Source organism: Limnohabitans sp. Rim28, from assembly GCF_000293865.2.
Taxonomy (GTDB): Bacteria; Pseudomonadota; Gammaproteobacteria; order Burkholderiales; family Burkholderiaceae_C; genus Limnohabitans_A.
This window is the reverse complement of the sequence record NZ_ALKN02000017.1, coordinates 1-24,609: the sequence shown is the minus strand read 5'-3', so window position 1 is coordinate 24,609 and position 24,609 is coordinate 1. Positions and strand designations below refer to the sequence as shown.

Below are 24,609 nucleotides of genomic sequence, written 5' to 3'. Positions count from 1 at the left end.
TAGTGATGCGTGAAGGACAACCCACTGCGATTCACCGGGAAGCTTATGCCGCCCCGGCTTTCTGGATTGACACAGTCGATCTGACGTTCGACCTCGAGCCCACGAAAACCCGCGTGCTCAACAGAATGCGCCTGCGTCGCAACCCCGATGTGGCCGTGCAACCGCTGCGTTTGGATGGCGAAGACCTGAATTTGGCGCGTGTGCTGGTCAACGGCGCAGGCACCTCGTTCAAGATGGATGGTGGACAACTGGTCCTCGAAAATTTGCCGGAAGGCTCTGATGCCTTCGATCTGGAAATCTTCACGACCTGCAATCCCGAGAAAAACACCCAACTGATGGGCTTGTACGTCAGTCAAGGCACCTTCTTCACGCAATGCGAAGCTGAAGGTTTTAGACGAATCACCTATTTCTTGGACCGTCCGGACGTGATGGCCAGCTACACCGTGACGCTGCGTGCTGACAAGGCCAAATACCCCGTTTTGCTGTCCAACGGCAACCTGGTCGAGCAAGGCGACTTGGAAGACGGCCCCAACGGCCCGAGACATTTTGCCAAATGGGTCGACCCGCACAAAAAGCCCTGCTACCTGTTCGCCCTGGTTGCGGGGCAGTTGGTCGCGCGTGAGCAACGCATCACCAGCCGCAGCGGCACCGAACACTTGCTGCAGGTGTTTGTGCGTCCGGGCGACCTGGACAAGACCGAACACGCCATGAACTCGCTCATGGCCAGCGTGGCCTGGGACGAAGCCAGGTTTGGTCTGCCACTCGACTTGGAACGCTTCATGATCGTCGCCACCAGCGACTTCAACATGGGCGCGATGGAAAACAAGGGTCTGAACATCTTCAACACCAAGTACGTGCTGGCCAACCCGAACACAGCGACCGACATGGATTTCGGCGGCATCGAAAGCGTTGTGGGGCATGAGTATTTTCACAACTGGACAGGCAACCGCATCACCTGCCGCGACTGGTTTCAGTTGTCCCTCAAAGAGGGCCTGACGGTCTTCCGCGACCAAGAGTTCAGCCAAGACATGGCGGGCGAGGCCAGCGCCCGCGCCGTCAAGCGCATCGAAGACGTGCGCGTTTTGCGCACCGTACAGTTTGCCGAAGACGCAGGCCCCATGGCCCACCCAGTGCGCCCCGACAGCTACGTAGAGATCAACAACTTCTACACAGTCACCATCTACGAAAAAGGCTCCGAAGTCGTTCGCATGATGCAAACGCTGGTGGCCACACCTGCTGACAGCGAAGGCCGCAATGGATTCGCACAGGGCATGAAGCTTTATTTTGAGCGCCACGATGGCCAAGCCGTGACCTGCGACGACTTTGCGCAAGCGATCGCCGACGCCAACCCAGGCTCGGCACTGGCCCATCACCTGAGCGATTTCAAAAACTGGTACAGCCAAGCGGGGACACCACGCCTGCAAGCCAGCGGCGTCTTCAACGCCGCTGAGCGCAGCTACACGCTCACGCTCAACCAAAATTGTCCAGCCACGCCTGATCAAAACCACAAAGCGCCGTTCGTCATTCCCGTGACTTTGGGTTTGCTCAGCCGCGAAGGGGCATCCATGTCCTTGCAACTCGCGGGTAGGGATGAGGCTGCACCACAAGTCACATTGGTGCTCACCCAAGCCAGTGCCAGCTACACCTTTGTCAACCTCGACAGCGAGCCCGTGCCCTCCTTGCTGCGGTCCTTCAGTGCCCCCGTGGTGCTGGAAGACGGCCTGAACGCCGACGACTTGCTGATCTTGTTGGCCCACGACAGTAATGCCTTCAACCAATGGGAGGCCGGTCAACGCCTGATGCTGCAAAGCGCTTTGGACGCGATCCAACAAAACAAGGACTTGACGGGCCAGCCCGTACTGTCCGAGGCTCTGATCGCTGCCTTGCGAAATGTGCTGCGCCACCCCCAGCTGGATGCGGCCTTCAAAGACTTGGCGCTCACGCTGCCCTCAGAAAATTACATCGCGGATCAGCTGGACGTGGTGGACCCCCAACGCGTGCACGCCCTGCGCGAGAACATGCGCCTCCAACTGGCATCAGCGCTCCAGGTCGACTGGCAATGGGCATGGGATGCTCACAAGCACAACGGTGCCTATACGCCCGACGCCAAGTCGAGCGGGCGCCGCGCCTTGGCGGGTCTGTCCATGACCATGCTGTGCGTGGCCGCCGTGCAAAGCGGCGATGCCATCACGCCTGGACGCGTCTACCAACAGTTCAAGGATGCGAGCAACATGACCGACCGCTTCAACGCCTTGTCGGCTTTGGTGGTGAGCGGCCATGCCTTGGCGCAAGATGCCCTGGCCTTGTTCCACAAAATGTTCCAGCATGAAGCCCTGGTGATCGACAAATGGTTTGCCTTGCAAGCTGGCGCCCCCGACCGCGCAGGCGACGTGTTGCCACGCGTGCGCCAACTCATGCAACACCAAGATTTCAGCCTGCGCAACCCCAACCGCGCGCGCAGTCTGATCTTTAGCTACTGCAGTGCCAACCCGGCTGGTTTTCACCGCGCCGACGCGGCAGGCTATGTGTATTGGAGCGAACAAGTGCTGGCGCTGGATGCCATCAACCCGCAAGTGGCTGCCCGCTTGGCCCGCGCCATGGACCGCTGGAGCCGTCTGGCAGAGCCCTACCGCAGCGCAGCCAAAGTCGCCATTGAGCGCGTGGCCGCCAAGGCTGAGCTCTCCAATGACGTGCGCGAAGTCATCAGCCGCGCCCTGAAAGCGGCATGACGTCAAGCTCGAAGTGCAGCACCTGAACTCGACGCCAGAAACCAAGGAATGAAGATGAGCTCCAAAATTTCCCTCTCCCGCTACCTGGTCGAGCAGCAACGCGACAAAGGCCACATCCCGGCCGACTTGCGCCTGTTGCTCGAAGTGGTAGCCCGCGCTTGCAAAAGCATCAGCCACGCCGTGAACAAAGGTGCTTTAGGCGGTGTATTGGGCAGTGCTGACAGCGAGAACGTGCAAGGCGAAGTGCAGAAGAAACTGGACATCATCGCCAACGAGGTGCTGCTCGAGGCCAACGAATGGGGTGGCCACTTGGCGGCCATGGCCAGTGAAGAGATGGACAGCATCTACCTGGTGCCCAACCGATACCCACAAGGTGAATACCTGCTGATGTTTGATCCGCTCGATGGGTCTTCCAACATCGATGTCAACGTCAGCATCGGCACGATTTTCAGCGTGTTGAAAAAAACCGACGGCGGTCAAGGCGTGACCGAGCAAGACTTTTTGCAGCCTGGCAAGCAACAAGTGGCTGCCGGTTACTGCGTCTATGGACCACAAACCACGCTGGTGCTCACCGTGGGCGATGGCGTGGCCATGTTCACCCTGGACCGTGAACAAGGCTCTTTCGTCCTGACGCAAGAGAACGTACAAGTACCCCCAGATACCAAAGAGTTCGCCATCAACATGAGCAACATGCGCCACTGGGACGAACCCGTGCGCCGCTACATCGATGAATGTCTGGAAGGCCAGGATGGCCCCAGAGGCAAGGACTTCAACATGCGCTGGATCGCCAGCATGGTGGCCGATGTGCACCGCATCTTGACCCGTGGCGGTGTGTTCATGTACCCCTGGGACAAGCGCGAACCGCACAAACCCGGCAAACTGCGCCTGCTTTACGAAGCGAACCCGATGAGCTGGCTGATCGAACAAGCCGGTGGCGCTGCCACCAACGGCAAGGAACGCATTCTGGATTTGCAACCGAGCCAGCTGCACGAACGCGTGAGTGTGGTTTTGGGATCCAAAAACGAAGTCGACCGTGTGACGCGCTACCACACCCAAGCTTGACTTTGCCCCGCAGAGACATCTGCCAAAAGCCCTGAGTCGACAGATTCAGGGCTTTTTGAATGTCAGACACCCACCCACCCAGGTCGCAGGCTTGTCAATCGTCCGTGTCTGGCGGCAATCCGACCAATGCTGGCGTCGCATGAGGTGCGGGTTCAGCAACCACTGCCCTCAGGGTTTCGCGCAACATTTTTTTCTCAGGCAAGCTCAACGCACGCGTCAGGCGCTGGCGCATGCGCAGCAAAAGCTGTCGGTCCACCTCTTGAGGAATGCCTCGGCTGACCTGGAGCGCGTCGCGCAAGTCCTCGCGCAGGTCTTCGGGTTCATCGGCCCACCAGGCGGTGATGACCTCGTGCATCGATTGACGCAGTTCTTCCACGTCCTCGACAGTCAAACCCATGCCAACAGGCAACTTGCCTTGCAGCATGTCGGCCAAGACTTGCGAATTGACCACCACCCTGCGGTCGGCTTGAGCCAACAAACGCGCCCAGCCCGGATCGGTGCGGACCATTTGCGGCATGTTCCGGGCCGATTCGTCCGCCAAGATGTGCACACTGAGACCCCCCAGTTGGGCGTCATCAATGAGGGCCAAAAAACGCTCATCGTCGCTGGCGACCAACACATGGTCACACGCATGTTGCTGGGCCAACTGCTTGAGGTCGTGACCCAATGAACGAATCAAAGAGGCCCCCCCATCGGCGTCGTGTGTTTGAACCAAACGCACAATTTGATCGTCGAGGACCAAACCATCGGGACGATCGCTGTACCAATAAATGCGGCGCAAGTCGACGTCCAAACCCGATTGCGACAGTGCGATCGACAACAAGTTCAACAAACCCTGCCGATTGACCGACTCACCCGTGGCCCCTGTGGCACCTTGTTGGGCGAGCCACATCAAAAATCGACCATCGATCAGGGCAATGCATGAGCCGCCGCGGTGTTCGCCAAAGCGGCGCTCAGTTCGGTTGTCTTGGGGGGAGAAATCGCGTTTCATCACTATTCCGTATCTCTAAAAAATAACGTTGCTAAGGTACGCAACACAACGATTTTACGGCTTGAACTGAAGACGAAGGAGAGCCCTTGATCTTCTCGGTTATAAATGCCTACTGTGTCCCCAAAACCTCTCTTTGATCCGCGTCAGGTGCCCGTTTGGCAGATCGATCACGATTTGCCCGCCGTGCCGTCCTCGCTTCTTTCACCGCAAGCCTTGAGAGCGCGTTTTTTGAATCCACCGGTCTGGCAACCCGAGGTGGTCAGAGAAAGCTTCTCAACCGAACGCGCACCGGCGCAGGCTGCAGTGTTGGTGCCGATCGTCATGCGTGGACCCAATGCCTGCTCGCCAACAGTTTTATTGACACGGCGGGCCGCACACATGAACACGCATTCTGGACAAATTGCGTTTCCGGGTGGCAAAGTGGACCCCGAAGATGCCAACCCCCAAGCCACTGCATTGCGAGAGGCGCAAGAAGAAGTCGGACTCGATGCCCGGCATGTTCAAGTGATTGGTGAATTACCCACCTACATCACGGGGACTGCATTTTGGGTGACACCTGTGGTTGGCTTGGTTTCCTCCGAGATGCAGCTTTGCCCCAATGCAGACGAAGTGGACGATGTTTTTGAGGTACCCCTTTCTTTTTTGATGAATCCAGCCAATCACCAGCGGCACGCCATGGATTGGCAAGGCCAAAAGCGACACTGGTTTTCCATGCCCTACATCGAAAGTCGCGCCAACCCAACTTCAGCAAACGGCGAGATCGAGTCGATTGAGCGTTTTATTTGGGGCGCTACGGCCGGCATGCTGCGAAACTTTTACCGCTTTCTAGCGGCCAACCCGATCCCATGAGGCAACCATGAGTTTTTTTGCCATCTTGCTGGCTCTTTTACTGGAGCAGGCTCAGCCCCTCAAGACCGATAATGTGGTGTTTAAGACGGTCAACCGGTGGATTCATTGGACTGTGCGCACCCTTGACGCGGGCGCTCGCTCGCAAGCATGGATCACATGGGGTGTGACTGTGATTGGGCCCGCCCTGTTGGTCATGCTGGTGCATTGGCTGCTGACATGGGGACTGGGTTGGTGGGTGGCCGTTTTATGGAATATCGCCCTTCTTTATGCCACCCTGGGTTTTCGCCAATTCAGCCACCACTTCACGGGCATCCGTGAAGCCTTGGACGGCGGTGACGAAGACAAGGCCCGAGAGCTGTTGGCCCAATGGCAACAGGTGCAGGTTGGACAAATCCCCCGCAGTGAAATTGTTCGCCATGTGATCGAGTACTCGGTGATCGCCGCACACCGCCATGTGTTTGGCGTCTTTTTTTGGTACGCCGCCTTGTCCATCATCGGACTCGGTCCAGTGGGCGCCGTGATTTACCGACTGACCGAATTGGCTCAGCGCCATTGGCAAGAACCCGCAACCGATGGCGCATGGGCCAGCGAAGTGCTGCGCTCTGTCAGTCTGCGGGCTTGGAGAGCCATGGACTGGCTGCCCTCTCGCATGACCGCCTTGGGTTTTGCCATCGTGGGCAGTTTTGAGGACGCGATGGACGGCTGGCGAAACCATGCGCAAAACTTTCCGGACGACAACGACGGCGTCATTTTGGCGGCCACCGCTGGAGCCATCAACATCCGCTTGGGTGGCGCTGCGCTTGCAGCCTCCAGAGACCTTGAATCCAACGATCCAGGGGACAGCAGCAGCACACCAGGACGTATCGCCAGCTTGGCCCACTTTGCACAAGTGGTCGGGCTGGTTTGGCGCACCGTGATCTTGTGGCTGCTGTTATTGGCCCTGTTGACCATGGCCAACTTGGTAGGCTGAAAAGGCCTGCGCTTTCACCAGCGCTGCTGGCCCAACTCCTCAAACAGCTGCGCATAAATGCGGTGACGACGCACGCTGATGGTGCCAGGATTTTCTGCGCTTTCCACCTGCGCTAAAACGGCGCAACCGGGCTCATGCAAATGCGTGCAGTTGTAAAACTTGCAGCCGCCCAGGTGCTGTCGCAAATCAGGCATGCAATCGGCCAAGCGGGTGGGCTCGATGTGGTTCAAACCAAACTCTTGAAAGCCGGGAGAGTCGATCAGGGCCCCGCGCTTGAATCCCAGTTCTGCACGGACATCGAGCGCAGGCACCCAATACCAGCGCGTGCTGGTGGTGGTGTGTTTACCTGAATTGAGCGCCAGGGAAATTTCGCCAGTTTCCACCTGCGCATCAGGGACCAAGCGGTTGATCAGCGTGCTTTTACCGCTGCCCGACGGCCCCAACACCAGCGTGGTCAGACCTTGCAACAAGGTGCACAAGTCGGCCACGCCGTCATCGGTCACAGGGCTGCGCGGGCTCAAGCTGATGGGCATGACCTTGTAACCCATGGCACGGTAAGGAGCCAAGCGCTCCCAAGCCTGCGCAAAGGGTTGGGCCAAATCGCTTTTGTTGAGCGCAATGATGGGCGTGATGCGCTCGGCCTCGGCAGCAACCAGCGCACGCGAAAGCTGACTTTCAGAATATTCAGGGTCGGCGGCGATCAGGATCAGCACGCGGTCCAAGTTGGCAGCAAAGGATTTGGTACGTATTTCGTCTTGGCGGTAAAAGAGGTTGCGGCGATCCTGTAATTTTTCGATGCTGCCCTCGTCACCTGCGATTTGCCACAACACTTGGTCGCCCACCACCACCTGGTTTTTCTTGCCCCTAGGGTGACAAATCAGGCGTCGGCCTTCGGGCGTCTCAACCAAGCAGTGGCGGCCATAGGTGGCGACCACCAAGCCTGGCTCCACATCCTTAGATTCAGGCAAAGCAGGTCGCGCTTTGGGTTTATTCATTCGGATTCATGCCGGTAACAAGGCGTCGGTTTGGGTCGCGGCCTCAAAGTCCAGTCGGCTCAAGCCGCGCACATCGTGCGTGTTCCAGCGGACCACGCAGCGGCAGTAGGTCAACACCACTTCCGGGTGGTGATTGAGCTTTTCAGACAACCAGCCTACGCTGTTGACAAACAGCAGTGCGTGCGTGTGATCGGTCCACTCAAAGCTTTTTTCAATCGCGACGCTCTCACCATCGCCCGTTAACCGCCAGCCTGGAATTTGGCCAAGCGCCATGATGATTTCGGTGGGCTTGAGTGCGCGAACTTCTGGGGTCATCATGCGGATTTCATTCTCAGCAAACGCTCACTGGCGGGTGGGTGGGAATAGTAAAACTTCACGTACCAAGGATCAGGCGTCAGGGTCGAGGCGTTGTCTTGGTAAAGCTTGAGCAAGGCCGAAGACAAGTCTTTGCCTGGGGTTTGAGACACGGCATAAGCATCGGCCTCAAACTCTGCTTGGCGTGAGCGCCATGCGGAAATCGGTGCAAAAAACAAGGTGAATACAGGGATGACCAGCATGAACAAAACCAACGCCAGCGCGTCGTTACTGCCGGACAAGTTGGGCATCACGCCCAAGCCCGAGTAAAACCACAGTTGCTGCGCCAACCAGCCCAACAAAGCCAAGCCGACCAAGGTCATGGCAAAGCTGGTCGCCATCATTTTCAAAATGTGTTTGTGCTTGAAGTGACCCAACTCATGGGCCAGCACCGCTTCCATTTCAGCCGGACTCAGTTGTTTGAGCAAGGTGTCGAAAAACACCACGCGCTTGCTGGCCCCAAAGCCTGTGAAAAAAGCATTGGAGTGCGCCGAACGGCGACTGCCATCCATCACAAAAAAACCTTTGGCCGTGAAACCTGAGCGCTGCATCAGCGCCTGCACGCGCTGCTTGAGCGATTCGTCTTCCAAGGGCGTGAATTTGTTGAACAGCGGCATGATCACGTTCGGCGCAATCGCCATCAAAAACAACTGCCAACCCACCAAGACGCCCCAGGCCCACAGCCACCACCACTCGCCCCCGGCTTGCATCAACCACAAGACGACCCAAAGCAGCGGCAGGCCCAGCACCAAACCCAACACCAGCCCTTTGGCCATGTCGGCCAGCCACAAGGCAGGGGTGATCTTGTTGAAGCCAAAACGCTGTTCCACACCAAAGGTTTGCATCAGCGAAAGTGGCAAACCGATCAGGCCACCCACCAAGGTAAAGCCCACGACCAAGGCCATTTGCTGAACCAGACCGGGCCCCATCCAGCCCAGCAGGACTTGATTCAAAGCATCCAAGCCGCCCAACAATGTCCATCCCAGCAAAACTGCAGCATCCAGCGCGATGTCAATTTGCGACAAGCGGGCTTTGGCCAAGGTGTAATCGGCCGCCTTTTGGTGATCGGCCAAGCCCACAGTGTCGGCATAGGCCAGCGGCACCGCATCGCGGTGGCGGGCCACAGACCGCACTTGACGTGCATTCAGCCAGAATTTAAGCGCCACATGGGCCAGCAAGGCCACCACCAAAGTCAAGGTCAACGTCAAAGATGCATTCATCCTGCCATTGTAGGAGCCGCATGCTGCAAGCTGAACAGGGCACCACGATTCAAACCCACCGCATGGGGGGCTCATGGCATCGGCGACAATCTTGACATGTCTGATGCGAACCCCCTCTCCCCCTCCTCCGAAGCCACAGAGCTGTCCAAATCCGATTTGAATCTGGTCTGGATCGATTGCGAAATGACCGGTCTCGACCCTGAAAAAGAACGCCTGCTGGAAATTGCCGTGATCGTGACCGGCCCCCAGCTGTCGCCCCGCATAGAAGGCCCTGTGCTGGTCATTCACCAAAGTGATGAGCTGCTCCATCAAATGGACAAATGGAACAAAGGCACCCACGGCAAGAGTGGGTTGATCGACAAGGTGAAGGCCTCGACCATCCGCGAAACCGATGCCGAAGAACAGATCCTGGCTTTTCTGAAAAAGTACGTGCCCAAGAACAGCTCGCCCTTGTGCGGCAACACCATCAGCCAAGACCGCCGCTTCTTGGTCAAGTACATGCCCAAGCTGGAAGCGTTTTTCCACTACAGAAACTTGGATGTGAGCACGCTCAAGGAGCTGTCGCGTCGCTGGAAACCCGAGGTGTATGCCAGTTTCAAAAAACAGCAAAAGCACACGGCGCTGGCCGATGTGCATGAATCCATTGACGAATTGGCGCATTACCGAGAGCACTTCATTCGACTTTGAACTTTTTCAGGGAAAACCCTAGCGTTTTTCTTTGGCGCATGTCATAATCACGCTCTTGTTGCACAAAAGGTGCAACTTTTCTCACATCTCCCTTCATGCCTTGACCCAAAGATAGGGTCACTCACAGCGGCCAGGCTTCATGCCAAGCGCCACTCGCGAGCACCGTTTGATGGTTGATGTTTTTTCAACCTTGCGGTGCCTGCGGCCATTAGCGACAGTTTTCTGTCAGCGGCCGTTGTTCCGTGCGAGTTTTTATACACACACATGACTGACACTTTGAACACAGTGCGGGACGACTTGTCGCCTGCCGAAATCACATCCATTGCCACCGAGTCAACGGCGCAAGCCGCTCAGAAAAAAAATTTGGCCACTGAGATCATGGTCGCCGCAGCGGCCGAAATCGCCCCCGAAACAGCCGCAAAAATTGCGCCCGAGTTGACCGAAGAAGTTGAAGCCATCGCCGATGTGCCCAACGGTTTCGTTGAGCTGGGCCTGGCGCCAGAATTGGTGCAAGCTGTGGCCGATCTCGGTTACACCCAACCTACCGCCGTGCAATTGCGCGCTATTCCATTGGCATTGCCCACAGCGGGCGGCTCCAAAGACGGCAAGTCCAATGGCTACACCGACTTGATGGTGTCCAGCCAGACCGGCAGCGGCAAAACCGCAGCCTTTTTGCTGCCCGTGCTGCACACGCTGATTCAGCAAATGGCGGACCAAGAAGCTGCCGAGCGCGCAGAATTTGACCAAGCTTGCGCCGATGCCGCAGCCAAAGGCGAGCCAGCACCCAAACGCGCCAAACGCAAAGATCCCACCAACCCACGCAACTTCAAGGCCCCAACCCCTGGTGCCTTGATCTTGTGCCCCACCCGTGAATTGGCCCAACAGGTGGCGCAAGATGCCATTGAGCTGGTCAAGCACACACGCGGTTTGCGCGTGGCCAACGTGGTCGGCGGCATTCCTTACCAATTGCAAATTGCCAAGCTGCAAAACGCCAATCTGGTCGTGGCCACACCCGGCCGTTTGCTCGACCTGCAGCGCTCCATGCAAATCAAACTGGACCAGGTTCAGTTCTTGGTGGTGGACGAAGCCGACCGCATGCTCGACCTGGGCTTCTCTGACGATTTGGCCGACATCAACGACATGACCAGCCAGCGTCGCCAAACCATGATGTTCAGTGCCACATTTGCACCGCGCATTCAGCAACTGGCCATGCGCGTGATGCACGATGGCGGTTCATCGGTCCAGAAAATTCAGATCGACAACCCCCAGGAAAAACACAACAACATCAAGCAAGTACTGTTCTGGGCCGACAACGCCCAACACAAGCGCCAGATGCTTGACCATTGGTTGCGTGACGCCACGATCGATCAAGCGATCGTGTTTTCTAGCACCCAAATCGAATGCGACGGCTTGGCCGCAGACTTGCAACAAGACGGCTTCTCGGCCGTGGCATTGCACGGCGCTTTGAGCCAAGGCATCCGCAACCGCCGCTTGATGGCACTGCGTAATGGGCAAGTCCAGATTTTGGTCGCCACCGACGTGGCCGCTCGCGGCATCGACGTGCCCACCATCACCCACGTCTTCAACTTCGGCTTGCCCATGAAAGCCGAAGACTACACCCACCGCATTGGCCGTACAGGCCGCGCAGGCCGCGATGGACTGGCTGTGACTTTTGCTGAGATCCGTGATCGCCGCAAAATTGGTGACATCGAGTCCTACACACGGCAGCCCTTCAAGGCTGAAGTGATTCCAGGCCTGGAGCCCAAAGTGCGCATGCCCGAAGCCCGCAAGCCGATGGGCCGTGGTGGTGACCGCTTTGGTGGTGAGCGCAATTACGCCAATGCTGGCGGTGGTTTCCGTGGTGGTCGTCCTGCCCCAGGTGGCCGCGACTTCGGCGGCAACCGTGACCGCGACAACGGTGGTGGTTTTGACAACCGCGCTCCGCGTGGCAACTTCCGCGACGAGCAGCCCCGCTTTGATGCCCGCAAAGAAGGTGGTCGTTTTGACGCCCCCCGTGGCGACAACCGCCATGACAGCCGTGGCGGTGACCGCTTTGAACAGCGTGCAGCGCCAGCCCACCCTTGGGACAAGGGCGACAGCCGCCCTGCCCCGCGTCAAGACGCGCGCCAAGACGGTCCCCGTCAAGGTGGCCGTTGGGAAGAGCGCGGCGGCGACAACCGCAACGCTGCCCGCCCCGCACCACGCGGTGCAGCCGGCGCCGGTGACAAGTTTGCCCGTGGCCCCAAACAATTTGGCGCCGGCAATTTCAAACCGCATGCTGCAGGTGATGGCCCTGCAGGCAAGCGCGGCGGTACACGCGTCCTGAAAATCACACGCGGTTGATCTGATGCCTGGGCCGATCCCAGGACTTCAAGATCCGATAAAAGGTCTTGCCCTCACCGGCAAGGCCTTTTTTCTTGCGCAGGACAGTGGGATGGCGGTTTCGTTTTGGACACAGCCATGAAAAAACCGCCCTGGGCGCAAACCCGGGCGGTTTTTTTGCAGGGCCGAAAAGGCTTTACGCTTTGACAGCAGGTGCTGCTTTGCGTTGGGGCAACTTTTCTTTGATACGTGCCGACTTGCCGCTGCGGTCACGCAGGTAGTACAGCTTGGCGCGGCGAACATCACCACGGCGCTTGACTTCAATGCTGGCGATCACAGGGCTGTAAGTCTGGAACGTACGCTCCACACCTTCGCCACTGGAAATCTTGCGCACAGTGAAGCCGCTGTTCAGACCACGGTTACGCTTGGCGATCACAACACCTTCGTATGCTTGGACACGCTTGCGCGCACCTTCCACCACGTTGACGCTGACGATCACGGTGTCGCCGGGGGCAAATTCAGGAAACACTTTACCCAAACGGGCAATTTCTTCCTGCTCAAGAGTTTGAATCAAATTCATTTTTTGAACTCCGTCCGATCATGCCTCGCTGCACAAGGGGCGTTCTGTGTTGTAAAGGCCATGCATCCAACATGACTGAACCAGATCGCGGCGGGTAGAGGATCGAAAAGCCCTTGATTATAGCTTTTTCGCAGGCGTTGGTGGAACCACTTGGGTCACGCTGGCTTTTGACCTCTCCAGCAAAGCCTCGTCTTGGTGGCTGAGCTTGCCAAGCTGCCGGGCCTGCTCCAGCAATTCGGGACGGTTTATGGCCGTCAAACTCAGACTTTTCTCGCGCCGCCAGCGTTCTATGTATGCGTGGTGGCCCGACATCAATTCTGGCGGCACGGCATGGCCTTGCCAAACTTCGGGGCGGGTGTAATGCGGGCAGTCCAGCAAACCGTCAAGCGCCGGGTTGAAGCTGTCCCGTTGGTGGCTGCCCTCGTCGTTCAACACGCCCGGCTGCAAACGGGCGACCGCATCCAGCAAGGCCATGGCCGCGATTTCACCCCCCGAGAGCACAAAGTCGCCCAAGCTGATTTGCTGGTCCACATATTGGTCAATGAAGCGTTGGTCAACGCCTTCGTAGCGGCCACACAGCAACACAGCGCCCGCACTGCCTGACCATTGCGCCACAGCGGTGTGGCTCAAAGTTGGGCCTATCGGCGAGAACAGCACCAAGGGTGCTGGATCCACGTCTTGCCGATCGTCTCGGATCGCGCTCAAACACTTGAACAACGGTTCGGCCATCATGACCATGCCAGGTCCACCGCCAAAAGACCGGTCATCGACACGGCGGTAATTGCCCTCGGCGTGGTCGCGGGGATTCCACAAATGCACATCGACCAATCCGCCCTCATAGGCACGGCGTGTGATGCCACTGGTCATCAGCGGTGCAAAAAGCTCGGGAAACAGGGTGATGATGTCAAAGCGCATGGGGATGGCCCTCCACGGCCGAATACAACTCAATAATCGGGCTGCCAGTCAACAGTGATGCGTTTGCCAGGCAAATCAACACCATCGACAAAGGCCGAAACGAAGGGGATCATGCGCTCAATGGCTTTCCCGCCTTCGGCCTCTGGTGCTGCCTCGATGACCAACACCGTTTGCGGACCCGTGGACATCAGGTCACGCACTTGCCCCAGGTCGAGGCCCTCGCGGTTAACCACTTGCAAGCCCAGCAAGTCGACCCAGTAATACTCGCCATCGGCGGCAGCCGGAAAGCTGGAACGGGGCACAAAAATGCGTGCGCCGCGCAAAGATTCGGCCGCATTGCGGTCGTCCATGCCATGCGCACAGGCCACCACCGTATCGGAATGGTTTTTGACTTCTTTGACAGTGAGCAGCAAAGGCTCTGTCCAGTGGGTCTGAGAGACAGCGGCTGGCGCGGTTACAGCCGAACGCTTGGGTTTGAGCGGCCGATCAGGCGGCAACAAGAACCAAGCCTTGGATGAAAAAAGCGCCTCGGGCGAGGCGCTGTGGGGCAAGACCTTGAACCAGCCTTTGATGCCCCAGGCATCGGTGATGCGCCCGATTTCGATGGCATCGGCCGGCAAAGCGGCACTTTCCAAAGATGGGCGCATGACCTTGCTGGGCTGATCAGGCTGCGGTTTTGCCAGCTTGACGGATCAGACGTTCCACGGTGGGGGAAGCCTGGGCGCCAACGCCCTTCCAATAGGTCAAACGGTCTTGTGCAATGCGCAGACCTTCTTCGCCGCCTTTGGCTGTGGGGTTGTAGAAGCCGATGCGCTCGAGGAAGCGACCATCGCGACGCACGCGCTTGTCAGCCACGACGATGTTGAAAAAAGGACGTGCTTTAGAGCCGCCGCGGTTCAAACGAATAACAACCATGATTTATCCTTGGGTGGTTGGGTCTCTGAGGAACAATTGCCGTGAAACCCGTTTTCTTTCAGCGTTTGAGACACGCAAGTGGCCACCCGGCCATTGACACACTGAAAAGCCCACCATTATACAACGGGAGCCTTGCCTTGCCACTGATCCGACCCAGCCGTGACGAAGACGTCACCGCCATTACCGCCATCTACCGGCATCACGTCCTGACTGGCACGGGCACCTTCGAGATAGATCCCCCCAACGAGGCCGACATGGCCCACCGTCGTGCAGACGTGCTGTCCAAGGGCCTGCCTTACCTGGTCGTCGAAGACGAAGGTCGCGTGATCGGTTTTGCTTATTGCAATTGGTTCAAACCACGCCCAGCCTATCGATTTTCTGCCGAGGACTCGATCTACATGGCCCCAGATGCGCACCGAAAAGGCATGGGGCGAGCCCTTTTGGCCGAGCTGTGCGTGCAGGCCGAACGCGCAGGCGTGCGAAAATTTCTGGCGGTCATTGGCGATTCGGCCAACGCTGGCTCAGTGGGTGTCCACAGTTCAGTGGGTTTCAGTCATGTTGGCGTCCTGAAATCGTGCGGCTGGAAATTCGACCGCTGGCTGGATGTGGTGATGATGGAAAAGCCTTTGGGTGCAGGCGACAGCACGGCTCCGCAATAATCGGATCATGAAAAACAAAACACTCGCAACTTGGTTGGCTTTTTGGGGCGGCCCGTTGGGCTTGCACCGTTTTTACCTTCACGGCTTCACAGACATGCTGGCTTGGTTGTTGCCGATCCCGACTGCGTTGGGGTTTTATGGTTTGGAACGGGTGAAACAGTTTGGGCAAGACGACACGCTGAGCTGGATGTTGATTCCTTTGCTGGGCTTTACCTTGGCAGGTTGCGCCATGAATGCGATTTTTTATGGCCTCATGTCCATTGAAAAATGGAATGCCCGGTTCAACCCGCAGACCGATGCCTTGAACCCTGCCGGCCGAACACAATGGGCCACCATCATCGGCATCGTGACGGCCTTGCTGTTGGGCACAACCGTCATGATGTCCAGTTTGGTCTTCAGCTTCCAGCGCTATTTTGAATTTCAGATCGAAGCGGCCCGCCTGATCAGCCAGTGAGACCATCTGACCGCAAAATACGCTCAATGGGCTGATCAGCAACCGCTGCCAGCAACTCTTTGGTAGCGCGGCTTGGGCAAACATCGGCCAAAGGCACCAGTACAAATGCACGCTGGGCCCACCGGGGGTGGGGCAAAGTCAAACGAGGACTTTGCACGCGGGCATCCCCATAAAACAACAAATCAAGGTCTAAGGTGCGAGGGGCATGGCTGTATGGCCGCATTCGGCCTGCCTGCTGCTCTAGGCTGAGCAAGGCATCTAAAAGATCAGGGGCGCTCAATCGGGTGGCAATTTCGGCCACCGCATTGACAAAATCTGGCCCCAGCGCCTCATGGGGCGCCGTGCGGTACAGCCCTGAACGAGCGGTCAGCTCGGTGCCCGGCAAAAGCGCCAATGCATCGATGGCCCGAAGCACTGCTTGGTGGGCTTCGCCCAGATTGGCACCCAGCGCCACATAAGCCGTGACAGGGGCTTTTTGTAACGCAGGCATGACAGAAATCTCAGCTTTCAGCCCATCAATGCGTGGGCTCTGACAATGGACCGCCCGCATCGCCACTTTCACCCGGTTTGCGGCGACGGCGGCGGCGCTTTTTGGGCGCGCCTTGATCCGCGAGATCGGGCTCCGTGTCAGTGGGTCTTGATTCGTTAGCCGCTGGCGAAGCTGCACCTTCAGGGCGGGGTGCACGTCGCACGCGAGGTTTGGACGTTTGCGCCATCTGCTGCTCGGCCTTGGCCGCTTGCACCAGGTCTTCGCGCTCAGAATCATTGGCCATGCTGAACTCTTGCCACCAGTCGGCCAAGCGGATGTCAACCTCTTCGATGTCAGCACGCAAACGCAAGAAGTCAAAGCCTGCGCGAAAGCGTGGCTGCTCAACCAGACCAAAAGGCGTGCTGCCCACCCGTTTTTCAAAGCGCGGCTGCATCATCCAAATCTCGCGCATGTCGGCGGCCAGCTTGCCACGCCCAGACACATCGCCGATGCGCGCATCAAACACCTCGTCGATGGCGTCCTGCAAAGCAGGGTGCGGGTGCTCCTTGCGCGCCAGGCGTTTGGCCCAGCCTTCGCGCACGTCGGCCCACAACACACAGGCCAACAAGAAACTGGGCGCCACAGGCTTGCCCTCGCCCACGCGGCGGTCGGTATCGGCCAAGGCCACTTGCACAAAAGCGCTGTCGGCGCGCTCAACCACGACGTCCAGCAAGGGGTAAATGCCGGTAGCCAAGCCCAGCTTTTTCAACTGTTCAATGGAGGCCAGGGCGTGCCCGGTCTGTAGCAGCTTGAGCATTTCGTCAAACAAGCGACTTTGCGGCACATCGGCCAACAAAGTGGCCGATTGCGCCAAAGGCTTGGCGGTTTTGGCCTCGAGCTTGAAGCTCAGCGGGCTGAGTTTCGCCGCAAAGCGCACAGCGCGGATGATGCGCACCGGGTCTTCGCGGTAACGCGCCACCGGATCACCAATCATGCGCAACACGCGCTTTTTCGAATCCTGAATGCCGCCGTGGTAATCCACCACGATTTGCGACTCGGGGTCGTAGTACATGGCGTTGACGGTGAAATCGCGGCGCGTGGCATCTTCGTCTTGTGGTCCCCAGACGTTGTCGCGCAACACACGGCCACTTGAATCGACCGCGTGCTGCATGCCTTCGAGTTGGCGCTTGCTGGTGCGCTCATTGCCTTTGACTTGCTCTGCAGCCACGTTGTCCAGGTGAGCGCGGAAAGTAGAGACCTCAATCACTTCGTTGTCGCGCCCCCGGCCGTACACCACGTGCACGATGCGAAAGCGCCGCCCAATGATGAAAGCACGTCGAAACAGGTTCTTGACCTGCTCGGGCGTGGCATTGGTGGCCACATCAAAGTCTTTGGGACGCAGGCCCAGCAACAGGTCACGCACGGCGCCACCCACAATGTAGGCCTCAAAACCAGCCTGTTGCAGGGTGCGCGTGACATGGATGGCACGTTCGTCCACCAAGTTGGGGTCAATGCCGTGCACCGAAGCCGGAACCTCGGTTCGTCGGCCAAAGTCGGGGGATTTGCTTGGGGGCTTTTTGCCCATCAGCTTGTCGATGAATTGTTTGATCATTCTTGAAAGAGGTCGAGGATGCGCCAGCCACGTTCTATGGCCAGCTGACGCAACCGAGCGTCAGGGTTCGTTGCCACCGGATGGTGGGCTTTTTCCAGAAGGGGCAAGTCGTTCATGGAGTCTGAGTAAAACGTCATCTCTACGTCTGCCCAGTCCAAGCCTTTTTGGTCCAACCAATGCGCGACACGGGTGACTTTACCCTCACGAAACGACGGGGTGCCTCGGATTTCACCTGTGATCCAGCCACTGGCATCGCGTTCCAAATCAACGGCAATCAGTTCGCTGACACCAAATGCTTGGGCAATCGGGCGGGTCACAAACTCGTTGGTGGCGGTCACGATCATGACGGTGTCGCCCGCGTGCTGGTGCGATCGTACCAGCGCCAGTGCCTCGGGCGTGATGCGGGGGCGGATCACTTCGTCCATGTAGCGGGCATGCGCCTGTGCCGCTTGAACTGCACCGCGCTCACGCGCTGCGCGGGTTGCAAAGCGCACGTAATCATGGATGTCGAGCGTGCCCGCCTGGTAGTGGGCATAAAACTCGTCATTGCGCTGACTGAAAACCGCCGGATCCGTCCAGCCCATTTCGGTCGTGAACACGCCCCAGGTGTGGTCAGAGTCCAGCGGGAGCAAGGTGTGGTCCAGGTCGAACAACGCGAGTTTCATTCATTCTCCAGCATGGCGCGCAGCAGTGGGATGGTCAGGGCGCGCTGTGTTTGCAAGGCGTAGTGGTCCAGGTGGTCGAGCAGCTGCATCAGGCTACCCAAATCACGCGAAAAGCGCTTGAGCATGTAAGACATGACTTCATCACTCAAAAAAAGCCCCCGAGCATCGGCCTCTTGGCGCAGCACGGCTCGGCGCTCGGGCTCGCCCAACACCTGCAGAGCCTCCGTATGGCCCCAACCGAGGCGGCTGCGTAAATCGTCGCGCAGCTTCAGATCCACCGGGGGCAAACTCCCTGCAGCCAAAACCCAGCGCGGCGTGCCGCTGCGAGGTGTGAGGGCGTTGACAAACCAGTTGAAGGCGGTGTGCTGCTGCTCGGTGTTGTACAGGTGCACATCGTCCATCAGCACAGCGGTCCAATCGTCGTGGAATTCGGGCGGGTGCATGCTGTGGGCATCCATCCAACCCACCTGCGCACCCTGCTCTTGCAATGCATGATGCACCGCATGCAGCAAATGGGTTTTGCCCGAACCACTCTCGCCCCATAAATACGTGGGCACAGGAGAGGGGCTGGCCGAAGCGGTCCATAAACGCAAGTGACTCAAAGCGGCTGCATTGGGGCCCGCAAAAAAACTGTCCAGCGTGGGCGGAGAGGCCAGGCCGATGTCCAAAGCCAACTGCTTCATGCCTGATCTGGCCCCTGCTCTGCGGCACCTGAACCACTTTTTTGGTAAAGATCGCTTTGCAGGTACTGATCCCGCACGCGGCGCAAGCCCACCAACAAAACAGCACTGGCAGGCAAGGCCATCAACACCCCCACAAAGCCAAACACCTGACCAAAAGCCATCAAGGACAAAATGACAGCCAAGGGGTGCAAGCCAATGCGCTCCCCGACCAACCGGGGGGTGAGCACAAAACTCTCTAGCAACTGCCCCAAGCCATAGACCACCGCCACCATGACCAAGGCTTGAGCCGAAGCAAATTGCAACAAGCCCGCCAACAAAGCCAGCACCAAGCCAAGGCCAAATCCCAAATAAGGCACAAACACGGCCAAGCCAGTGAACACGCCAATGGGCAAAGCCAAATCCAGACCAAAAAGCCACAAGCCCACGGTGTAGAAGACCGCCAAAGCCAACATCACCAAAAGTTGTCCACGCAGGTACTCACCCAAGACCAGATCGCAGTCGTGCATGAAACTGTCAAAGCGCTCCCGCCAAGATGGGGGAACCAGCACCAATACGCTGTTCACCAGCCGCGCCCAGTCGTAAAGCATGTAAAACAAAGCCACGGGCACCAGCACCGCATAACCGGCAAAGGCCAAGGCCACACTGCCACCCAGCTTGAGCGAGGACATCAAAGGCGCCCACCAGTCACCCCGGTTGGCACTCAAATAGGTGACCAAGTGATTTCTAAGCTCGGCAAAGTCCAAAGTGATGTTCAAGCCCAAAAGGGCCAAGAAAGGGTTGATCACCTCGCCCAAGCGATCCAGCAACACCGGCAATTGCTGCTGCAGCAAGGGCCATTCGCGCACCAAGATCGGCACCAACAGCAAAAACAAACCCAAAAGCGCCAACAAGGCCACGGCTTCTACCAAGACCACAGCCATGGCGCGTGGCAAGCGAGGCCCAGCAAGCCCCTCCAACTTGAGCACCAAAGGATGCAAAACATAAGCCAATACCGCAGCAATGACAAAGGGGGCCAACACCGGCGCCAACAGCCAAAAAACCACGGCCAGAACCAAGCCCACACCCAACCAAGCGGCCAATCGGGTCATTAAAAAAGGAAGGGGTGCGTGCATGGGGTGGTCAGTTTTGTCAAGCTTGAGGAAGAGGGGTCTGAGCCAAGCCTTAAAATAGGCCTCGATTTTAGTCTGCCAGCCCATGGACAGGCCCATGCTTCACACGGAATGCCCCATGCGGGCCAAAACCATGACTCAAACCCCTCTTTCTTACAAAGACGCTGGCGTCGACATCGTTGCGGGCGATGCCCTGGTTGAGCGCATCAAACCCTTGGCCAAGAAAACCATGCGTGAAGGCGTGCTGGCTGGTATTGGCGGTTTTGGCGCTCTGTTTGAAGTGCCCAAACGCTACAAAGAACCGGTCTTGGTGAGCGGCACCGACGGCGTGGGCACCAAACTGAAGCTGGCGTTTGAATGGGACATGCACGACACCGTGGGCATCGACCTGGTGGCCATGAGTGTGAACGACGTACTGGTACAAGGCGCTGAGCCGCTGTTTTTTCTCGACTACTTTGCTTGCGGCAAACTCGATGTCGACACCGCTGCGGCCGTGGTGGGGGGTATAGCCAAAGGCTGCGAACTCTCAGGCTGCGCTTTGATCGGCGGCGAAACGGCCGAAATGCCCGGCATGTACCCCGCTGGCGAATACGACCTGGCCGGTTTTGCCGTAGGGGCGGTCGAAAAATCAAAAATTTTGACGGGCCAAAACGTCAAAGCCGGCGATGTGGTGTTGGGCCTGGCCTCCAGCGGCGTGCACTCCAATGGCTTCAGTTTGGTGCGCAAATGCATCGAGCGCGCAGGTGCCAACGCCCCGGCCACGCTGGACGGCCAACCGTTCAAACAAGCCCTGATGGCACCCACACGACTTTACGTGTTGAACGTCTTGGCCGCGCTGGCTGCACACCCGATCAAGGCACTGGCCCACATCACGGGTGGCGGTTTGCTGGAAAACATCCCACGTGTTCTGCCAGACGGCTTGGCTGCGCACCTGCAAAAAGGCAGCTGGCCACAAACTGAATTGTTCGCTTGGCTGCAAGCGACAGCGGGCATTGACGACATCGAAATGAACCGCACCTTCAACAACGGCATTGGCATGGTGGTGGTGATTGACGAAGCCGAGGCCCAAGCCTGTGCCGCAACCTTGCGCGCATCCGGTGAGCAGGTCTTCACAATTGGCCGCATTGCGCCACAAGGCGACACGGCACAAGTACTGGTGGCCTGATCACATTCAAAGGGGTCCTCTGAACGCTTCAGCCGGCCAGGTGAGGACGGTGCTCAATGTGGGCTCAATGCCATGCTGGGCGGCGATCAGAGACCCGAGAGCTCAATGACCCGTTCTCTCAGAGCGGCCGTATCGGGTGCCGAGGGTGCGGCATCCAAGTAGACCCTCAAATCCTGCAAAGCTTCATGGACCTGTCCCAACTCGGCATGCACCAGTCCCCGGTCTCGCCGCTCGGTCCAGACTTCAGGCAACAAAACCACCAACCGGTCTTGCACTTGCAGCATGCGAGGCCAATCCTCTTGTGACCTGAAAATTTCTTTCAGGTTGCGCAGCATGCGGGCCAGCAAATCTCGCGGTGGGCAGGCTTGTAAATACAAGCCCAAGGGCGTCTCACCGTCGTCCAAGTCGGGGGCGCCTTTCTGATCGGCGGGGTCGCGAAAAGGACTCAATCGCTCGGCCAAGTTGTCCAAACCCAAGGACTCGCCCGTGAGGGGATCAAGGACCACCAAGCCCCCATCCAAGGACACTTTGACCAAAAAATGACCCGGGAAAGAAACGCCTTGCGCCTGCAAGTCCAGTGCCTGGGCCAACTCCAGCCAAATCACGGCCAAAGAAATTGGAATGCCTCGGCGCGTCCTCAACACATCGTTGATGTAACTGTTTTCTGGGGTGTAGTAATCGTTGGCGTTGACACCAAAGCCCAGATCTTTGTAAAAAACCTGTGTCAATATGGCCAAACGGGTCAAATCATCGGCGTCATCGGGCATGCGCGCCGTGACCCTTTTGAGCAAACGGGCCACATCGTCCAGCACCTGTTGCACATCCAGCGCAGGCTCTTCGTCTTGCGCCAAACTTGCCGCGGCTTCTAACAGAGGAAATTGATCATCGCTTTGCACCAAACTGGCAAAGTAGCTCAATGGCGTCAACGGAGAAAGATTCAAGGCCATGGGTGAAATTTCAACGCTTGAGGAAGGATTTGAGTCTGATGCCCGTGGCCCACAAGACACCAAAATAAAGCAGGCCAGCGCTCATTAAAACAACCGCCATCCAACCCACGCGAGACCCTGCTTCTTGGCGCATGGCCACCCAATTCAGATGATGAGCGGCCAACCACAACAAGGCCGTTAACAAAACGGTCGCCAACAACACCTGCAAGGCAAAACGCCACCAGCCCGGCTGAGGCTTGTAAACGCCCTTGCGCAATAATCCCAACAACAACCAGAGCGCGTTGACCAATGCGCCTAATCCAATGGACAAGGCCAATCCAGCATGGGCCAAAAATGGCACCAGGATCAGGTTGAAAATTTGGGTCAACACCAGCACCACCACCGCGATGCGCACCGGCGTTCGAATGTCTTGGCTGGCGTAATAACCCGGCGCCAAAACCTTGATGGCCACCAATCCCAACAGGCCTACACCGTAGCCCATCAAAGCCAGTGTGGTTTGTTGTACATCGCGATCGGTAAACGCCCCGTAGTGGTACAGCACAGACACCAAGGGCTGCGAAAACACCAGCAGCGCAGCGGCGCAAGGCAAGGCCAAAAGCAATACCAAACGCAAGCCCCAGTCCAGCATGGCGGCATAACGGTCATCGTCTCCATTGGCTTTGGCTGCAGCCAACTGCGGCATCAGCACCACCCCAAGCGCCACGCCCAAAATAGCTGTCGGAAACTCCATCAAGCGGTCGGCATAGGTCAGCCAACTGACACTGCCAGTCGCTAAATGAGAGGCAATCTGCGTGTTGATCAACAAGGAAATTTGGGCCACCCCTACGCCGAGCAAGGCGGGCCCCATGAGCCGCAAGATGTTCAAGGTGGCTGGATTGGTCCAGGCTTTTTTGACCGACGAAGGCCGAACGCCCAAGCGGGGCAACAAGCCCAATCGGGCCAATGCGGGTATCTGCAAAGCCAACTGCAACACTCCCCCAGCCATCACACCCACCGGCAAGGCGTAAATGGCCTCCATGCCTTGTCTTTCGAACCAAGGTGCCAACCACCAAGTGGCGCCAATCACGCTCACATTGAGCAACACTGGGGTCGCAGCTGGCACTGCAAAACGCTTCCAGGTGTTCAAAATGCCGGCTGACAAAGCCACCATCGACATGAACGCGATGTAAGGGAACATCCAACGCGTCATGTTGACGGCCGCACCGTAACCCCGGGCGTCTTGTTGCAGGCCGCTGGCCATCGCCCAAACCAGCCATGGCGACACCATGACACCCAGGACGGACAAAGCCAACACCGACCAGGCCAGGGCCGTGGCCACGCTGTCGATCACTTCTCGGGTAGCTTGGTCACCATGCTGGGCGCGACTGGCAGCCAGCACCGGCACAAAAGCTTGACTGAAAGCCCCTTCGGCAAACAAGCGACGAAACAAATTGGGAATTCGAAAAGCCACATTGAACGCGTCGGTCAAGGCACTGGCACCGAACATCGACGCCATGAGCAATTCGCGCACCAAACCCGTGACCCGAGAGGCCAGGGTGAAAACGGACACAACAGAGGCGGATCTGAGGAGGCTCACAGTGGGCGAGTGTAGCGGCCCCCAAGCCGAACCCGAAAGACCCCAAGACCCGCAGCGAACAGCGTCCAGGAAGTCGGTCCGAATGCCTTTGTCAGTCTGCTAGAATGCTGGGTTCGCTGGACATCATCCTCAGACACTGAAAGAACTCCTCTATGGCATCCGCTAAACCCAAAAAGAAAAATCCCCGTCTTGCTTCCGGCCGTAAACGCGTCCGCCAAGACATCAAGATCAACGCTGCAAACTCATCGCTGCGTTCCAAATACCGCACCGCTGTCAAGAACGTCGAAAAGGCGGTCTTGGCAGGTGATAAAACCAAAGCCACCGAGTTGTTTGCCAAAATGCAAACCGTGGTGGACACCATTGCCGACAAGGGCATCTTCCACAAAAACAAGGCAGCTCGTGACAAGAGCCGCCTGAGCGCCAAAGTGAAAACTTTGGCTCTTGCCGCAGCCTGATCCGCTCCACCAGATCAACAGCCCGGCGAGGCTCTGCCCTCGCTGCCGTTTGAAACGGGTGCGCTGTCCGCGAACACTGAACCGCCTTGGTGCAAACCTTGGCGGTTTTTTCATGTCTTATTGGCAGATTGGCTGAGGTTGACTTGGCGCTTCTCAGAGGCTTAGTTGGGGCCATCGCCGGGCTCCTCATGACTCGCTTCGCTCGCAGAAATCGTCACCCGGCGAT

General features: G+C 57.9%; 25 protein-coding genes. 10 read left to right on the top strand and 15 right to left on the bottom strand.

Going from position 1 to position 24,609, the window contains the following annotated elements:
* The first annotated feature begins 5 nt into the window (after positions 1–5).
* Positions 6–2,729 (top strand): aminopeptidase N, encoded by a 2,724-nt coding sequence (gene pepN, locus B472_RS15200; protein WP_019425593.1) that lies wholly within the window; start codon positions 6–8, stop codon positions 2,727–2,729.
* A gap of 54 nt (positions 2,730–2,783) precedes the next feature.
* Entirely contained in the window at positions 2,784–3,791 is a 1,008-nt protein-coding gene (locus B472_RS15195; RefSeq protein WP_026039258.1) for a class 1 fructose-bisphosphatase, read from the top strand.
* A gap of 94 nt (positions 3,792–3,885) precedes the next feature.
* On the opposite strand, the gene B472_RS15190 is transcribed toward B472_RS15195, so the two are convergent.
* The gene (locus B472_RS15190) at positions 3,886–4,782 is read right to left on the bottom strand and encodes a hypothetical protein (protein WP_019425591.1); all 897 of its coding nucleotides are present in this window, start codon (positions 4,780–4,782) and stop codon (positions 3,886–3,888) included.
* A 105-nt stretch (positions 4,783–4,887) separates the two neighbouring features.
* On the opposite strand from B472_RS15190, the gene B472_RS15185 reads away from it, so the two are divergent.
* Together B472_RS15185 and B472_RS15180 are read left to right on the top strand one after the other, a co-directional pair.
* A complete protein-coding gene (locus tag B472_RS15185; RefSeq protein ID WP_026039257.1) occupies positions 4,888–5,631 on the top strand; it encodes a CoA pyrophosphatase in 744 nt (247 codons plus the stop codon).
* Positions 5,632–5,638: 7 nt separating this feature from the next.
* Positions 5,639–6,601, top strand: coding sequence for a CobD/CbiB family protein (locus B472_RS15180; protein WP_019425588.1), 963 nt, complete (start codon positions 5,639–5,641; stop codon positions 6,599–6,601).
* Between the two features lie 14 nt (positions 6,602–6,615).
* On the opposite strand, the gene rsgA is transcribed toward B472_RS15180, so the two are convergent.
* The 3 genes from rsgA to B472_RS15165 are packed head-to-tail and all read right to left on the bottom strand — an operon-like array spanning position 6,616 to position 9,170.
* The gene (rsgA, locus tag B472_RS15175) at positions 6,616–7,596 is read right to left on the bottom strand and encodes a ribosome small subunit-dependent GTPase A (protein WP_019425587.1); all 981 of its coding nucleotides are present in this window, start codon (positions 7,594–7,596) and stop codon (positions 6,616–6,618) included.
* A 6-nt stretch (positions 7,597–7,602) separates the two neighbouring features.
* Positions 7,603–7,914 carry a 4a-hydroxytetrahydrobiopterin dehydratase gene (locus B472_RS15170; RefSeq protein WP_019425586.1) on the bottom strand — a complete coding sequence of 104 codons (312 nt, stop codon included), beginning with the start codon at positions 7,912–7,914 and terminating at the stop codon, positions 7,603–7,605.
* Entirely contained in the window at positions 7,911–9,170 is a 1,260-nt protein-coding gene (locus B472_RS15165) for a M48 family metallopeptidase (RefSeq protein WP_019425585.1), read from the bottom strand. Before B472_RS15165 ends, B472_RS15170 begins: the two co-directional genes overlap by 4 nt.
* A 96-nt stretch (positions 9,171–9,266) precedes the next feature.
* On the opposite strand from B472_RS15165, the gene orn reads away from it, so the two are divergent.
* Both orn and B472_RS15155 read left to right on the top strand, forming a co-directional pair.
* Positions 9,267–9,857 carry an oligoribonuclease gene (orn, locus tag B472_RS15160; protein WP_019425584.1) on the top strand — a complete coding sequence of 197 codons (591 nt, stop codon included), beginning with the start codon at positions 9,267–9,269 and terminating at the stop codon, positions 9,855–9,857.
* Between the two features lie 264 nt (positions 9,858–10,121).
* Complete coding sequence (locus B472_RS15155; protein WP_019425583.1) at positions 10,122–12,200, top strand: DEAD/DEAH box helicase; 2,079 nt, start codon at positions 10,122–10,124, stop codon at positions 12,198–12,200.
* A gap of 175 nt (positions 12,201–12,375) precedes the next feature.
* On the opposite strand, the gene rplS is transcribed toward B472_RS15155, so the two are convergent.
* The 4 genes from rplS to rpsP form a co-directional block, all read right to left on the bottom strand.
* Positions 12,376–12,759 carry a 50S ribosomal protein L19 gene (rplS, locus tag B472_RS15150; RefSeq protein WP_019425582.1) on the bottom strand — a complete coding sequence of 128 codons (384 nt, stop codon included), beginning with the start codon at positions 12,757–12,759 and terminating at the stop codon, positions 12,376–12,378.
* A 117-nt stretch (positions 12,760–12,876) separates the two neighbouring features.
* Positions 12,877–13,674 (bottom strand): tRNA (guanosine(37)-N1)-methyltransferase TrmD, encoded by a 798-nt coding sequence (trmD, locus tag B472_RS15145; protein WP_019425581.1) that lies wholly within the window; start codon positions 13,672–13,674, stop codon positions 12,877–12,879.
* Between the two features lie 29 nt (positions 13,675–13,703).
* Entirely contained in the window at positions 13,704–14,321 is a 618-nt protein-coding gene (gene rimM / locus B472_RS15140; RefSeq protein ID WP_019425580.1) for a ribosome maturation factor RimM, read from the bottom strand.
* A gap of 16 nt (positions 14,322–14,337) precedes the next feature.
* Entirely contained in the window at positions 14,338–14,589 is a 252-nt protein-coding gene (rpsP, locus tag B472_RS15135) for a 30S ribosomal protein S16 (protein ID WP_019425579.1), read from the bottom strand.
* 137 nt (positions 14,590–14,726) lie between these two features.
* Between rpsP and B472_RS15130 the strand changes: the two genes are divergently transcribed.
* Both B472_RS15130 and B472_RS15125 read left to right on the top strand, forming a co-directional pair.
* Positions 14,727–15,248 (top strand): GNAT family N-acetyltransferase, encoded by a 522-nt coding sequence (locus tag B472_RS15130; RefSeq protein ID WP_026039256.1) that lies wholly within the window; start codon positions 14,727–14,729, stop codon positions 15,246–15,248.
* Between the two features lie 7 nt (positions 15,249–15,255).
* Positions 15,256–15,702 carry a hypothetical protein gene (locus B472_RS15125; protein ID WP_019425577.1) on the top strand — a complete coding sequence of 149 codons (447 nt, stop codon included), beginning with the start codon at positions 15,256–15,258 and terminating at the stop codon, positions 15,700–15,702.
* On the opposite strand, the gene folK is transcribed toward B472_RS15125, so the two are convergent.
* The 5 genes from folK to B472_RS15100 are packed head-to-tail and all read right to left on the bottom strand — an operon-like array spanning position 15,692 to position 20,243.
* On the bottom strand, positions 15,692–16,192 hold the full coding sequence (gene folK, locus B472_RS15120) for a 2-amino-4-hydroxy-6-hydroxymethyldihydropteridine diphosphokinase (RefSeq protein ID WP_019425576.1): 501 nt from the start codon (positions 16,190–16,192) through the stop codon (positions 15,692–15,694). The genes B472_RS15125 and folK overlap by 11 nt on opposite strands.
* A 25-nt stretch (positions 16,193–16,217) precedes the next feature.
* Positions 16,218–17,783, bottom strand: a complete 1,566-nt coding sequence (pcnB, locus tag B472_RS15115; RefSeq protein WP_019425575.1) for a polynucleotide adenylyltransferase PcnB — start codon at positions 17,781–17,783, stop codon at positions 16,218–16,220.
* Complete coding sequence (locus tag B472_RS15110; protein WP_019425574.1) at positions 17,780–18,448, bottom strand: HAD family phosphatase; 669 nt, start codon at positions 18,446–18,448, stop codon at positions 17,780–17,782. The genes pcnB and B472_RS15110 overlap by 4 nt, the downstream gene beginning before the upstream one ends.
* Entirely contained in the window at positions 18,445–19,131 is a 687-nt protein-coding gene (gene hda / locus B472_RS15105; RefSeq protein WP_019425573.1) for a DnaA regulatory inactivator Hda, read from the bottom strand. The genes B472_RS15110 and hda overlap by 4 nt, the downstream gene beginning before the upstream one ends.
* Entirely contained in the window at positions 19,128–20,243 is a 1,116-nt protein-coding gene (locus B472_RS15100) for an AI-2E family transporter (RefSeq protein WP_238147460.1), read from the bottom strand. The genes hda and B472_RS15100 overlap by 4 nt, the downstream gene beginning before the upstream one ends.
* Positions 20,244–20,358: 115 nt before the next feature.
* On the opposite strand from B472_RS15100, the gene purM reads away from it, so the two are divergent.
* Positions 20,359–21,405, top strand: coding sequence for a phosphoribosylformylglycinamidine cyclo-ligase (gene purM / locus B472_RS15095; protein ID WP_369908526.1), 1,047 nt, complete (start codon positions 20,359–20,361; stop codon positions 21,403–21,405).
* Positions 21,406–21,491: 86 nt separating this feature from the next.
* Here the strand turns inward: purM and B472_RS15090 are convergent, their stop codons facing one another.
* Positions 21,492–22,352: a SirB1 family protein gene (locus B472_RS15090; protein WP_019425570.1), complete on the bottom strand. Its 861-nt coding sequence runs from the start codon at positions 22,350–22,352 to the stop codon at positions 21,492–21,494.
* 10 nt (positions 22,353–22,362) lie between these two features.
* The gene (gene murJ, locus B472_RS15085) at positions 22,363–23,928 is read right to left on the bottom strand and encodes a murein biosynthesis integral membrane protein MurJ (RefSeq protein ID WP_026039254.1); all 1,566 of its coding nucleotides are present in this window, start codon (positions 23,926–23,928) and stop codon (positions 22,363–22,365) included.
* Positions 23,929–24,080: 152 nt separating this feature from the next.
* On the opposite strand from murJ, the gene rpsT reads away from it, so the two are divergent.
* Entirely contained in the window at positions 24,081–24,383 is a 303-nt protein-coding gene (gene rpsT / locus B472_RS15080; RefSeq protein ID WP_019425568.1) for a 30S ribosomal protein S20, read from the top strand.
* The last annotated feature ends 226 nt before the right edge of the window (positions 24,384–24,609 follow it).